Origin of the sequence: Empedobacter sp. UBA3239, from assembly GCF_002362875.1 — a bacterium.
Classification (GTDB): Bacteria; Bacteroidota; Bacteroidia; order Flavobacteriales; family Weeksellaceae; genus Empedobacter; species Empedobacter falsenii_B.
Genome location: NZ_DEVJ01000016.1, coordinates 77,150 through 90,502 on the forward strand (window position 1 = coordinate 77,150; position 13,353 = coordinate 90,502).

A 13,353-nucleotide genomic window follows, 5' to 3' on the forward strand; every position below is an offset into this window, starting at 1 on the left:
AGCTTTTTTTATGTCTTAATCCCACCTATTCCAACGAATGTAATTTGGTTTTGAAAAGTCAAAATCCATCATTTGAAAATCTCTATTATCCAATAAATTTGTCTTGATTAGATTATCGCCTTGTCCAGGAATTGATGGATAATACGACAATGAAAAACGAATATTGTTGAACACAAAATAATCATTTGTCAACATCACACCCAAACTAAAACGCGAATAAATTGGGTTATTATTCAGTATAAATTTTTTGTTATCTCCAATTGCCGCAACCATCGCATTGAAAAAAGGCGAAATACGAAATCCTAAAAACTCGTAAGGCGTATAGGATTGCAATTGATACTCGAACATTAATTTCTGTTGACCTGTTAAGCCTCTATCCGATTTAAAACCTGCCATTCCCAAATAATCATGTTCATGAAGCGAAAGTTGATCCGCAGGAGAATCTAAACGATCATGTCCCAAAAGATAATTAGTTTTCATGAAGTTTCTGAACTTCCATTTTCCCCAATTTATCAACTTTGCCATATATTGTAATTCTACAGACAGCGTTTTTTGTTCAAATTTTCCTTTATTAAAAAATCCTCCAAACTCAACTCCAAATCCCCAAAAACCGGTATTTAAAAAACCTCCAGCAGAAGCTTTTCCGCCAAGATAATAACGATCAGTTTGACGAATGTTTTGAATTCCTCCTATAATGCCCAATGATTTCCCTATCGCAATATCTTCTTCAATATCATAATTGAAAATATATTTTGTTTTGATATATCGTTTTGAAGAAATTCCTATCCCTACTAAATAATTCGTTTGGTCAGAAAAAAAGTTCACAGGATCGTTTTCTGGAGTTGGTGTTTCGGTATAAGATCGATCATAAAATCGCCCTGAAACAATAAAATTGGTAATATTTTCTGAATGACCATCATCAATTCTAAACGCTCTTGCCAACCAATAATCTTGGTAATTATATTTGAAATGGTTATCAACCAAAATAGGTTTTTCGAAATCTAATGAATCTTTAAAATACACTTGTCCAACCGAAACTCCACCTGCATAATGTGCTAATGGCGAATAAAAAGGTCGTACAAAACTGATTGATTTTGTATAATGATTATCTTCATTTTTGAAATAACGTACATTCCCAATAATTCGAGTTTGGGCAATATTTGGAACCGTATAATTAAATTGATATAACGAATTTCCTGTTTTGTAATTGTGACGGTAACGATTATCAAACACATGTCCTAAACCTAAAAAATTTCGCTCTCTAATGCGAATTCCAGCTTTCGAACTCGAAACCGAACCTGTAATAAACATACTCCAAGAGTCAATTGAATTGACATATAAATCAACCGAATCATTCCCGACAGCTTCTTCCTTAATCTCTACTCGACGAATAGAACGATTGCTACGTATTAAACGCTCAGATTCAGCTGCTTTTACAGAATCATATTTATCTCCTTGTTTCAGCAACATATTTTGGCGCAACACAAATTGCTTAGATTTCCCGTGTAGTGTATTTCCAGTTCTTTCAATCCATCTTGTCGGTTTTCTCGTCGTGTCCTGCAAAGAATATCCGAATGGGTCTTGTGTTTTATAGTAAATATTTCGAATAATTTTTCCTTGATATTTTCCATCACCTACATTATTATTGGGCTGAATAGGAAAACTCGTTGGTTTTTTCTTGAATAATAATTTTTGGTAAAACTTTCTAAACTTAGAATGATTTTTATTTTCAATTCTAACTGTATCAATTTTGACACTATCTTCTTGAGCATTAACAATTATGGATAAACTAAAAAATAGTAATCCAAAAAAAGTTAATAATATATTTCTTTTTTTAAGCACACGTCAAGTTATAAAAGTCTAACCGCTTTTACAAACCTAGTTTTCCAATAATTTTCATCAAGAGAAGAAATGATGACACCTTTCGAAGTTGATGAATGTACAAAACTGATTGATCCGTCATGATTAATACTTTCTACAATACCTACATGTGAGATTGAATTTCCTGAAGTATTAAAAAATATTAAATCACCTATTTTAACATTTTCGATTGTAATTTCTTTTCCATATTCAGCTTGATCACTCGAACGACGAGGCAATTCTAAATTCATTTCCTTGAAACTTACATAAACCAGTCCCGAACAATCGAAACCTGTTTTCGTAACTCCACCATATTTGTAAGGTGTTCCTAAGTAAGATTTTGCCGTTTTTAGAATTTTATTTATATCACGAGGCGCACTATCATCAGCATTTTTAGAACGAAAAACCTCTGTAGATTCGTTTTTTTTGGAAGAAGTATAAACTTTTTTAGAACCAGTTTTCTTATACGAAGTTACTTTACTACTTCCACAAGACGTCAAGAATAAACTTGCGGTAATAATTGTTGTAAGGTATATGTGCTTCTTCATTTTCGATCCAGTTTTCTTCAACAAATTTTCAACGAATAAATTTACTAAATATTATCTTGCATCACCTCTGTTAACAATTGTTTGGCTCTTAAAAGACGAACTTTAACATTTGGTAAGGTCAAATTGAGTTCTTCAGCAATCTCTTTGTATGTTTTATCTTCGATATAACGCAATTCTATAATTTTTTGATAAGGTTCTCTCAATTTTGCAATAGCTTTTATCAGCGTGTCATTATCTTGTTTTAAAATCAAATGTTCTTCTGGCGAAGGATGATCTTCTAAAATTTCTAAAAATTTTGTTTCATCATCAAGAGAAATATTCAGTTTTGGAGATCTTCTGATATGATCAATCATCGTATTATGTGCGATAGAAATTACCCAAGTCGTAAAGTCAAAATCTTCGTTATATAATTTCAATTTTGTAAAAACCTTCGTAAACGTTTCTATAGCGATATCTTCGGCTTCTTCTTCGTTTCTAATCTTAGAAAATACATAATGATAAACTTTGTTCCACAAAACCTCTATCACTGCGTTCTGAGCATTTCGTTTCCCTTTTTTAGCTTCTAAAATTATGTCCTCTAATGTCATTTACTAAATCAATTATGATAAATATAACAAAATATATAGTATAAAAAAAGCTTCAATAAAAATATTGAAGCTTAAAATCTGTAGACCCACAGGGATTCGAACCCCAACTAGCGGCACCAAAAACCGATGTGCTACCGTTACACCATGGGTCTGTCCATGATTATTATGTTAAAATTGAAAAGAAAAATTGTAGACCCACAGGGATTCGAACCCCAACTAGCGGCACCAAAAACCGATGTGCTACCGTTACACCATGGGTCTGACTAAATTTTATTTCAATTTTTGCAACTTTTCTCTTAACTAGGTTAGATAAAAATGCCTCAACAATTGCTTATCGAGGCATAAGACTTTTGTAGACCCACAGGGATTCGAACCCCAACTAGCGGCACCAAAAACCGATGTGCTACCGTTACACCATGGGTCTATGTCTTAATTGCTGTGCAAATATAGAAAGGTTTTTTAATTCACCAAAACTAATTTTACAAGTTTTTAGCTAAAACAGACGTTTTATGTGATAAGCTATTGAAAATGAATTTTAAAAAATGATTAAATTTTTTACATTTTTTTTATCAAAGCTTCATACGGATGATTTCGTTCTTGAATTTACGTTTCAAATCTTGCCCACAATCAAAAATCATTTGCTCATTTGATGGAAATGGAGCTGGTCTTCTACCAATCATATTTATATAATCTCGATCCAAAGAACGTCGATCACCTTTGTAAGTTCCGTAAGAATCTCTAAAAATAAACTGACTTACTAAATTTTTAGAATCGATGGCTTGCTCTTTTTGATTATCGATCAAATAATATTTTGTCGTAATTGCAGCTTCCTTGATGCGTTGTACTTCTTCAAAACGACTTTTTACTGTAATATAACGATCTACCTTCACTGGTTTTCCGTCTTTATCTTTTACCACTACTCCATTTTGCACCAATTCTTCTTTACCATCAACAATTTTTTTCTCAAAATTATGCACCTCAATTTTTTCTCGTTCAGGTGAAACATTTATCGTCTCAAAACTTAATTGAATTACATAATCATAAGAACTATTTAATTTTCCCGTGTAAAATTCAGTCCAATTAGAATCCAATCCATACGAATTAAAATCTAACAAATCTTTCTCTAATAGTTTAGGAATAACAACTTCTGTGTTGTTCACCAATTGCACCAAAACTTTATACATTCCGTTTGTACGAGCCGTATTCATTAAACTACGAGTATCTTTATAATTTGAATAAACACTTTCTAAAACTTGAAACTTTTGATAAGCCGTTTGTGCATTCAGTTTTCCTCCTTGATTTAGAAAAGATTTTCCTTCATCGTACAAAAATTGCGCATACTTTTCTTGAATTGTTTTATAAGCTACTGAATAATCTTTTGTTTTGAAATTATACGTTTTCCCACTAATCAATCTTCCATCAATTCCAGCAATCGTTTTTTGTCTTTCTTGCAAACGATTAATAATTTGATACGCTTCCTGATATTTAGAAGAATTCGTCAACGTTTCGATTTGTTTTAATCTATTTTCATCTTCTTGCTGTCCTTTGTTATAAGCTTCAAAAATTAATGGGACATATTTGATTCCGTTTTTCTCCGATGGATTTTTGAAGTAGACTTGTGTAGATTGCTCAAAAGCTTGCTGAAAATTACCAGAAACCAATGCTGAATTCGCCGATTTGTACGAATTACAATTTGTAAAGAATAGTAAAGAGAGCGTTAAAGCAAGTAATTTTATTTTCATATTATCAAGGTAAGTTTTTTGTTTTTTAAAAATAAAAAGAAAGCCAATATAAATTCGCTTTTGGTTGATATTTTTTATTCTTCAAAAATAATAGAGTTGTCTCCTAAAGATTTTAATCTTACTAAAGATTCTACTCTAATGTTTTCATTCAGTAAACGATCACGACCTTCTTGAAATGATTTCTCAATTATAAAGCCCATTCCCAAAAGGTTTGCGCCAGATTGTTTAATCAAATCTTCAACACCCAATGCTGCATTTCCATTCGCTAAAAAATCATCAATAAAAATAACATTATCATTTTCATTCAGAAATTGGCTACTTACGCAAACATCGTACGTTCGGTCTTTCGTGAATGAATATACTTGCGACGCATAAAAATCTGCCATTGTTTTAGGCTTAGCTTTTTTCACAAAAACAACAGGCAAATTCAATTCTAATCCAACCATAATCGCTGGTGCAATGCCGCTCGCTTCAATTGTAATGATTTTATTAATGTTTAAATCCGAAAATCGCTGGACAAATTCCGACGCTATTGCTTTCATCAGAACAGGATCCATTTGGTGGTTGATAAAACTATCAACTTTTAGAATTCCACCATCGAAACTTTTTCCATCCTTCAGAATTCTTTCTTTTAAAAGTTCCATTTAATATTTAGTTTTTTAAAGTTTACATAGAAAAAAAGCCAGCACATTGGCTGGCTTTGATATATTTTTTAGCTTATTCCCACTCGATTGTTGCTGGTGGTTTTGAGCTGATATCGTAAGCTACACGGTTAATTCCTTTTACCTCATTGATAATTCTATTCGAAACTAATTCTAAGAATTCGTAAGGTAATTTTGACCACGTTGCTGTCATAAAATCGATCGTATTTGCAGAACGAACAACCGCCGTATATTCGTACGTACGCTCGTCTCCCATTACTCCAACAGATTTTACAGGTAATAACACCACGAAAGCCTGAGAAACTTCGTCGTATAAATTATGTGCATAAAGCTCGTCAATAAAAATTTGATCAGCTTCTTGTAAAATACGTACTTTTTCTTCGTCTACTTCGCCTAAAACACGGATTCCTAAACCTGGTCCTGGGAAAGGATGGCGGTAAACTAATTCACGAGGAATACCTAATTCTACTCCAACTTTACGTACCTCATCTTTGAATAATTCGCGTAATGGTTCTAATAATTGAAGTTTCATATCTTCTGGTAATCCACCAACATTGTGATGCGATTTGATTGTTGCAGAAGGTCCTTTTACAGATTGCGATTCGATTACATCAGGATAAATAGTTCCTTGCGCTAAGAATGCTGCATCTTCAAATTTGTTCGATTCTTCATCAAAAACAGCCACAAAATCTTTACCAATTGATTTACGTTTTGCTTCTGGTTCATCGATACCTTTCAAATTTGTTAAGAAACGTTCTGAAGCATCCACCATTTTGATGTTCATGTTGAAGTGTTTTCCGTAATTTTCCATTACTTTCTTCCCTTCATCTTTTCTCAATAAACCAGTATCAACAAAAATACATGTTAATTGATCGCCAATTGCACGATGAATCAAAACCGCAGCAACAGAAGAATCAACACCTCCAGAAAGTCCTAAAATAACTTTTTTATCACCAACTACTTCTTTTATACGAGCAATTTCTGTTTCGATAAAATCTTTTAAAACCCAATTCTTTTCAGCTTGACAAATATTGAAAACAAAGTTTTCTAACATTGTTGAACCATATTCTGAATGTGTAACTTCTGGGTGAAATTGTACCGCAAAAATCTGACGTTCTTCATTAGCAATTGCTGCTATATCGATGTTTGATTTTCCTGAAACTGTAAATCCAATTGGCGCATTTATGACTTCGTCAAAGTGGCTCATCCAAACTGTAGATTGTTCTGGAACTCCTGTAAATAAGCTGTTTTGAGCTAAAACAGTTAATTCAGACTTTCCATATTCTCCTTTTTCTCCTTTTTTAACTTCACCTCCTAATAAGTGAGAAATCAATTGCATTCCATAGCAAATTCCTAATACAGGAACGCCTAATTCGAATAATTCTTTTTCTACCAAAGCAGCTTCATCTCCAAAAACTGAAGAAGGACCTCCTGATAAAATAATTCCTTTTGGATTGTGTTTTTTGATTTCTTCGATTGAAGTGTTGTAGGGAATAATTTCTGTGTAAACTCCAAATTCTCGAATTCGGCGCGCGATTAATTGATTGTATTGCGAGCCAAAATCTAAAATAATAATTCCTTGCGTCATTCTGTTTGTCTTTGTGCAAAATTAAGCGAATTTCGGTTGAATCCCAATTTTATTCGATTCATTTTTTCTGCTTTTCGATAGATTCTTTCATAAATTTAACTTCTTAATCTTTAGATAACGTCAAAATCCTTTAAACAAAATAATTTTACTTCGAAAAACAATTCATCATGAAAAAATTTATATTTACTGCCTTAACAACCTTTATGCTTACAAATATGGCAAATGCTCAAAAAATTATTGCTCATCGCGGTTATTGGGACACCGAAAACAATGCAAAAAATTCGATTAAATCTCTAAAATCTGCACAAGAAATTGGTGCTTATGGTTCTGAATTTGACGTATTAATTAGTGCTGATAATGTTTTGATGGTAAATCATGATGATCATTACCAAGGTCATACAATAGAAACTACAAATTCTTCTCTTTTAAAAACGTTGAAATTAGCTAACAACGAAAATATGCCAACTTTAGAAGAATATTTTGAACAAGGAAAAAAGAATAAGAAAGTTAAATTAATTTTCGAATTAAAACCTCACTCATCAAAAGAAAATGAAGATCGTGCAGTAAAAAAAGCAATTGAAATCATCAAAAAACATAAAGTAGAAAAACAAGTTGAAATCATTTCATTTAGTACAAACATTTGTGATGAATTCAAGAAATTAGCTCCAAAATTTCACGTTTCTTATTTAGCTGGAGATTTGTCTCCTCAAGAAGTAAAAGCGAGAAATTGGAATGGAATTGATTATCATTATAGCGTTTTTCAGAAAAATCCTACTTGGGTGAAAGAAGCAAAAGATTTGGGCTTATTGGTTAATGTTTGGACAGTTAACGACCCAAAAGTGATGCAAGAAATGATTGATATGAAAGCTGATTATATTACAACTGATAAACCTTTGATTTTAAAAGAAATTTTGACTAAATAAATTAGTATATTTAGCGGAATAAGAAATCATTTTATGTCTCAACTTAACTCATTCGAAATCTATTCATTTACAACATTAAACCAAATTCATAAAGACTATATTTTTAAAATTTGGAACAACGAATATCCTATTAATTTGGCTTTTGAGAGTTTACAGGACACCGAAAATTATTTGAATAGTTTGATTGAAGCGAAACATTTTTTTGCTGTAGATGAAAACAATCAAATGCGAGCTTGGGCGGTTATTTTTGAAAGAGATTATGAAAAATGGTTTGCAATAATTGTGGATAGCGAGTTGCATCAAATTGGTTTGGGACGTAAAATTCTTAATCGATTAAAAACATTTTCGACAGAACTAAATGGTTGGGTAATCGACCATGAAAAAGATACAAAAGCGAATGGAGAGCCTTATTGTTCTCCGTTGGCTTTTTACATGAAAAATGATTTCAATTTACTTCCTGAAATTCGTTTGGAATTAGAGAAAATTTCTGCGGTTAAAATTAATTGGAGAGAGTAATAAAACAAAAAAGAGAAGCTTATTAACTTCTCTTTTCTATTTTATTCTCCTAAAACCTTTTCCAAATCAGTGCTTCCTTGTATATTTCGCATTTGTCGCTCTATATGACTAGCGCGTCTACTGATAAAAGACGAAGGCGGATTCACATTATATTTTCGTGGCAATGGCAAAGCTGCTGCAATTCGAGCCGCTTCATTTTTGGTTAAATCTTTAGCTGGTTTATTAAAATAATATTCTGAAGCTGCTTCAACTCCAAAAACACCAATTCCCATTTCCGAAGTGTTCAAATACATTTCTAAAATACGTTGTTTGCCCCAAATTTTTTCGATCATAAACGTAAAATAAACTTCCAATCCTTTTCTCAACCAAGAACGACCTTGCCACAAAAACACATTTTTCGCTACTTGTTGAGAAATCGTAGAACCTCCACGAAGTTTTTTCCCTTCTTTATTTTTTTCGATCGCTTCTTGTATTCCATCCATATCAAATCCATTGTGTACAGGAAACTTTTGATCTTCGGAACCAATTACAGCCAATTTTATATTTCGTCCCATTTCTTCATAGGAAATATAATCGCGCTTAAATTTTCCTTGTTCAAAACCTTGCTGAACTTGCGTAATCGTGAACGGCGGATTAATCCACTTTAACACAACAATGTATACAAAATGAGCTACAAAAAGATAAAGTACAACCTTACGAATAAATTTAAACATTTTATTTCTTTAAATTATGAAAGCAAAGTTATACGATTTATTGAATTTTGGAAATAAAACTACTACCTAATTCTATCTTCTTCTTCATTTACTTTATTCTCTTTCGAGATGGTTTTATTTAATCGGCCAAAATTATATTTAACACCAACAGATAGTTCTTGATAATCGACTAAAAATAGATTTTTAGAACTAATTTTATCATAATTTAATGTTTCGCTAAATTTCATTTGCTTGAATAAATCATTGAAACGAATAGAAAAATCAAAGTTTTTGTATGACTTTGTCAATCCAAGATTGACGATAATTTGAGAATTTCGATCATAAATTCCTTCTGTTCGTTTACTTAACCAATATCCATCAAGCATAAAATTAAAATCTTTTCCCAATTTGAAATTATGATTAGAGTATAAATAGATATACGGAACAGATTTTTTAAGAACAGCTTTTTCATCAATTATTTTACTATAAATCATAGCTAAACTAATTTGTGTTGACCAAAATTTATATTCGAACGGAACATCTAAACCAACAGAAATATTTTTTTCTTTTTCAAAGTTAACCGTTGTAAATGTTGAAATATTTCTCACATCATCATAAATCAATGTATAATTCATTGGATTTTTACTTTGATAATACGTCACATTCATATTCCATTTTTTTAATGAATAATTCGCAGAAAACGTATCAATGTAAGTAGGTAAAATATTAAAATTTCCGCTGTATTCGATATAAGGACTTCCGTACAAATTCCCAGAAGAAAGAGTACTGTAATTCGGTCTATCAATGGTACGTTTATAGTAAATTGTCAACACATTTTTATTCTCAAAAGTGTAATTAATTTCTGCATTTGGAAAACAATCGATGTATTTTTTATCAATATCCGAAAGTTGTTTTATTTCATCAAAACCTTTAGAATTAGTTGTTTCTGTTCTTAATCCAGCTTTATAATTCCATTTTTCATAGTTTTTTGTGTATTGCAAATAGGCTGCAAGATTTAGCTCTTTGAACTTATAGAGAAATTCTTCTGATAATTTTTGAGGAAAAAACGTTTGATTAGTTGTTTCTGATTTTGCATGAGTAAAACGTCCTCCAAATTCAATCTTTTGATCAGATTCATACTTTTTTTCGACATCAAATTTTCCTGCAAAAACCTTAAGACGATATTTTTGATAGCGCGATTGATTGTACTCTACATCATTCTCATTTATCTTATTGTAAAAATCATATGTCGTTCCTGTGTTATAAATCGTGTATTGCAAACCTGCTAAAATACTTGCGTCAATTGATTGAATATTTTTATTGTAATTCATCAAAGTATTCACAAAATTTCGATGATTTTCATTATCATTTAACGTTAAAATAGATTTATTTTCATTATTTTCGGTATATTCTGTTTTGGTATCAATCAAACCTTTATCTTTTCTGAAATTTGAATTAATAGCAAACGAAAAATAATCTCCAGATTCATTTAATTCTTGAAAAAAGCTTGTGTTTACAATAAAATGTGGACGTTTCGTTTGAGATTTTATGAAATAATTGGACTGAATATTTTTGTCTTTTATGCGATAATCGAATCCATTTCCTTCCCACGGATTTAGTTGATTATAAGATGCGTTTAGTTTAAATTCGCTTTTATTTTTACGAATTTGAAAAGTCGAATTGAAATAATTATTAAACTTTCTTTTGAACGATAATGTTTCTTGCAAAGTCAATTTTAAACCTTCTTTTTTACTTTTCTTTAGATTAATTTTTACGACAGATTTTCCATTTGCTTCATATTTCGCTGAAGGGTTTTTGATGATTTCAATCGATTTTATGTCCTCAATTGCTAAACTCGAAATGGTAGAAAAATCAACTTGTTGATCGTCCAAATACAACAAAGGGTTTCCTTTTCCAATAATTGTCAATGTTTCTTGATCTGCGCCTAACATGACGCTTGGTAATTTTGAAAATAATTCTTTAGTTGTAGCAAGTTTATTAAAATTTGAATTGGCGACATCAATAGTATAATTGCCATTTTTTATTTTGAAAGTTTCTTTTTTTCCATTGATTACAACTTCATTAATTTGTACAGTTTCATCAATATTTAAGTAAAATGTTTTATTCTCGTTCAAATAAAAAGGTTCTTCATCTTGAATTTTATTATCATAAATAACTGAAATTGAATAAGTTTTTGGTTCTAAATTTTCAAAGTTAAAATTTGAATTTTTAGTTTCAATTGTTTGAATAACATTTTGAAATTCATCGTGTAAAATAACTTTAGCGTGAATTGTTTTTGACTCATTTTCTGATGAAATATTTCCTGTAATCGAATATTTTTCTTGTGCAAAAGCAAAAGAACTAATCAAAATGAGAATTAATTGTAAAAATTTCATAATAAAATTGTGTTGATTATTGTTTTACTTACATTTAGAGGAAGTAAAATTTTTGTTTGAACAATTTTAATTTATATTTTTAAATGTTTTTTATCAACTTGGTGTCAAATGATAATTGTTTACAATGTTATTCAAATTAAAGAAATACAATATGTTACGTTTTATAATTTCGGAAAATAGTTTTCTTAAATTTATCACAGTTATTCTATTCATATTCAGTTCAATAAATATGTTTGGAAAAACACAAAATGATAAAGCTGAATTTTTGCGTCAAAAAAATAATGATTTGGTTGAAGAAAATCTTCGAATTATTGATTCAACGATTTCAACAGCTTATCGATTGAATGATAAAGTTGTGTTGAGTGAAGCTTATATCGAAAAAGGAAATTATTTTTTGGAGCAACGTAATTACAATAATGCTTTGAAAAATTTTACCATTTCGAAACAACTATCAACCGAAATAAAAGATGATTTTACATTTTATTCTTCGCTCGTCGGAATTGCGAAAACAAAAGAAAGCTTGCATGAAACCAACGAATCTATAACGTTGTACGAAACTTCTTTGCCTTATTTTGAAAAGCATAAAGAGCAACCAAAATCGTTCAGCATTTATCTCTCAATTCTTGGGAAATTGTCTTATTTATATAGCAAAACAAATCATCTGAACAAAAGTGATTATTACAATAAAGTTGAATTATCCGAAACGGTTGATACGGTAAATTATCAATATGCTTTGAAGAATAAAGGAATTATTGATTTTTACAAAAAAGATTATAATTCGGCATTTAATACATTGAAAAAAGCACAACAAGTTTTCTGGAAGCAAAATGACATCAAATGGTATGTGATTTCGGAGCAATTTTTAGGTGAAATTTTATATCAACAAAACCGAAATAAAGAAGCAATCCAATATTTTGAAAATGTTGTCGAATTCTCAAAACAATATAAAATTCTTGATGAAGAATTACGACTTTCCTATGAACGAGTGGTTGAATATAATGAGAAGTATGGAAATAATCGAGATAAATTATTATCTGTAAATGATTTATTGTCTTTTGATAGTTTGTTTTATGTGGCTGATCATACTGTTTTGAAACCAAATCTCGAAAAATATGAAAATACATTCTTGAAAACAGAACGAAATTTATTGAAAGAAAAGAATCAATACTTTAAAAGAACTTCATTTCTTGGTTTAGTTGCAATTCTAATTTTTGGTGGAATTGTTTTTTATAAAATGAATCAAAAACATCAAAAAAAGAAGAATTATTTACAAAAATGTCTTGATGAAATAACAATACTTGAGTTAGATATTAAGGAAGAAAATCAATTAGAAAAAACAAAATTCGAAGTTGAAATTGATGAAGATTTCGAACAAAGTTTGCAATTGTTTGAAGAACAAAAGTTGTTTCTAAATCCAAAATTTTCGTTGAATGATTTGGTTCTAGAATTGAACGCCAATCGAACAATTGTGTCAAATTATATTAATCGTTCGAGATCGAAAAATTTTAACCAATATATCAACGAATTAAGAATTAATCATCTTTTGAAACGATTTGCAGATGAACCAAATCTCAAAAAATATACAATTGATGCTTTAGCAGAAGAAACAGGTTTTAACTCGAGAAAGACTTTTTCGGATGCATTCTTGGAACATACAGGTTTTAGACCTTCAAATTATATCAAGTTTTTATAATAAACATGAAGTAAGTAAGAACATTACTCAAAACTATACATTCTCGTACGTCATATCCTCGTAGACTTTAAATATAATTATTTTAGTTTTGATTTTAGTATTTCATAAGGAGTTTTACCTTTAAATGAACCATGTGGTCTATTGAA

General features: G+C 30.3%; 11 protein-coding genes and 3 tRNA genes. 3 read left to right on the forward strand and 11 right to left on the reverse strand.

Translation table 11 applies throughout. The features are described 5' to 3' along the window. Positions 1-15: 15 nt before the first annotated feature. The 9 genes from B4G36_RS02935 to guaA all read right to left on the reverse strand — a co-directional run bounded on the left by B4G36_RS02935 (position 16) and on the right by guaA (position 6,987). A complete protein-coding gene (locus B4G36_RS02935; protein ID WP_291061886.1) occupies positions 16-1,842 on the reverse strand; it encodes a hypothetical protein in 1,827 nt (608 codons plus the stop codon). 8 nt (positions 1,843-1,850) lie between these two features. Continuing rightward, positions 1,851-2,408: a C40 family peptidase gene (locus B4G36_RS02940; RefSeq protein ID WP_291061888.1), complete on the reverse strand. Its 558-nt coding sequence runs from the start codon at positions 2,406-2,408 to the stop codon at positions 1,851-1,853. Positions 2,409-2,452: 44 nt separating this feature from the next. Beyond that, on the reverse strand, positions 2,453-2,995 hold the full coding sequence (locus B4G36_RS02945) for an RNA polymerase sigma factor (RefSeq protein ID WP_291061890.1): 543 nt from the start codon (positions 2,993-2,995) through the stop codon (positions 2,453-2,455). Positions 2,996-3,076: 81 nt separating this feature from the next. Further along, a tRNA-Gln gene (locus B4G36_RS02950) sits at positions 3,077-3,147 on the reverse strand. 38 nt (positions 3,148-3,185) lie between these two features. Then, positions 3,186-3,256 (reverse strand) — tRNA-Gln (locus B4G36_RS02955). Between the two features lie 92 nt (positions 3,257-3,348). Next, positions 3,349-3,419, reverse strand: a tRNA-Gln gene (locus B4G36_RS02960). Positions 3,420-3,564: 145 nt separating this feature from the next. Next, positions 3,565-4,737 carry a hypothetical protein gene (locus tag B4G36_RS02965; RefSeq protein WP_291061892.1) on the reverse strand — a complete coding sequence of 391 codons (1,173 nt, stop codon included), beginning with the start codon at positions 4,735-4,737 and terminating at the stop codon, positions 3,565-3,567. A 74-nt stretch (positions 4,738-4,811) separates the two neighbouring features. Continuing rightward, positions 4,812-5,381, reverse strand: a complete 570-nt coding sequence (gene xpt / locus B4G36_RS02970; RefSeq protein ID WP_038334617.1) for a xanthine phosphoribosyltransferase — start codon at positions 5,379-5,381, stop codon at positions 4,812-4,814. Positions 5,382-5,454: 73 nt separating this feature from the next. Then, positions 5,455-6,987 carry a glutamine-hydrolyzing GMP synthase gene (gene guaA, locus B4G36_RS02975; RefSeq protein ID WP_291061895.1) on the reverse strand — a complete coding sequence of 511 codons (1,533 nt, stop codon included), beginning with the start codon at positions 6,985-6,987 and terminating at the stop codon, positions 5,455-5,457. Positions 6,988-7,154: 167 nt separating this feature from the next. Between guaA and B4G36_RS02980 the strand changes: the two genes are divergently transcribed. Further along, positions 7,155-7,910: a glycerophosphodiester phosphodiesterase gene (locus tag B4G36_RS02980; protein ID WP_291061897.1), complete on the forward strand. Its 756-nt coding sequence runs from the start codon at positions 7,155-7,157 to the stop codon at positions 7,908-7,910. Positions 7,911-7,943: 33 nt separating this feature from the next. Beyond that, on the forward strand, positions 7,944-8,426 hold the full coding sequence (locus B4G36_RS02985; RefSeq protein ID WP_291061899.1) for an N-acetyltransferase: 483 nt from the start codon (positions 7,944-7,946) through the stop codon (positions 8,424-8,426). Between the two features lie 41 nt (positions 8,427-8,467). On the opposite strand, the gene mtgA is transcribed toward B4G36_RS02985, so the two are convergent. Beyond that, positions 8,468-9,139 carry a monofunctional biosynthetic peptidoglycan transglycosylase gene (gene mtgA, locus B4G36_RS02990; RefSeq protein ID WP_291061901.1) on the reverse strand — a complete coding sequence of 224 codons (672 nt, stop codon included), beginning with the start codon at positions 9,137-9,139 and terminating at the stop codon, positions 8,468-8,470. A gap of 62 nt (positions 9,140-9,201) precedes the next feature. After that, the gene (locus tag B4G36_RS02995) at positions 9,202-11,514 is read right to left on the reverse strand and encodes an outer membrane beta-barrel family protein (RefSeq protein ID WP_291061903.1); all 2,313 of its coding nucleotides are present in this window, start codon (positions 11,512-11,514) and stop codon (positions 9,202-9,204) included. A gap of 229 nt (positions 11,515-11,743) precedes the next feature. Between B4G36_RS02995 and B4G36_RS03000 the strand changes: the two genes are divergently transcribed. Then, positions 11,744-13,207: a helix-turn-helix domain-containing protein gene (locus tag B4G36_RS03000; protein ID WP_291061905.1), complete on the forward strand. Its 1,464-nt coding sequence runs from the start codon at positions 11,744-11,746 to the stop codon at positions 13,205-13,207. The last annotated feature ends 146 nt before the right edge of the window (positions 13,208-13,353 follow it).

Bases quoted from the DNA above. Each gene is read 5' to 3' on its own strand.
- B4G36_RS03000 (WP_291061905.1), top strand. From the start codon at position 11,744: ATGTTTGGAAAAACACAAAATGATAAAGCTGAATTTTTGCGTCAAAAA.
- B4G36_RS02995 (WP_291061903.1), bottom strand. From the start codon at position 11,514: ATGAAATTTTTACAATTAATTCTCATTTTGATTAGTTCTTTTGCTTTT.
- B4G36_RS02965 (WP_291061892.1), bottom strand. From the start codon at position 4,737: ATGAAAATAAAATTACTTGCTTTAACGCTCTCTTTACTATTCTTTACA.
- B4G36_RS02940 (WP_291061888.1), bottom strand. From the start codon at position 2,408: ATGAAGAAGCACATATACCTTACAACAATTATTACCGCAAGTTTATTC.
- mtgA (WP_291061901.1), bottom strand. From the start codon at position 9,139: ATGTTTAAATTTATTCGTAAGGTTGTACTTTATCTTTTTGTAGCTCAT.
- B4G36_RS02980 (WP_291061897.1), top strand. From the start codon at position 7,155: ATGAAAAAATTTATATTTACTGCCTTAACAACCTTTATGCTTACAAAT.
- guaA (WP_291061895.1), bottom strand. From the start codon at position 6,987: ATGACGCAAGGAATTATTATTTTAGATTTTGGCTCGCAATACAATCAA.
- xpt (WP_038334617.1), bottom strand. From the start codon at position 5,381: ATGGAACTTTTAAAAGAAAGAATTCTGAAGGATGGAAAAAGTTTCGAT.
- B4G36_RS02985 (WP_291061899.1), top strand. From the start codon at position 7,944: ATGTCTCAACTTAACTCATTCGAAATCTATTCATTTACAACATTAAAC.
- B4G36_RS02945 (WP_291061890.1), bottom strand. From the start codon at position 2,995: ATGACATTAGAGGACATAATTTTAGAAGCTAAAAAAGGGAAACGAAAT.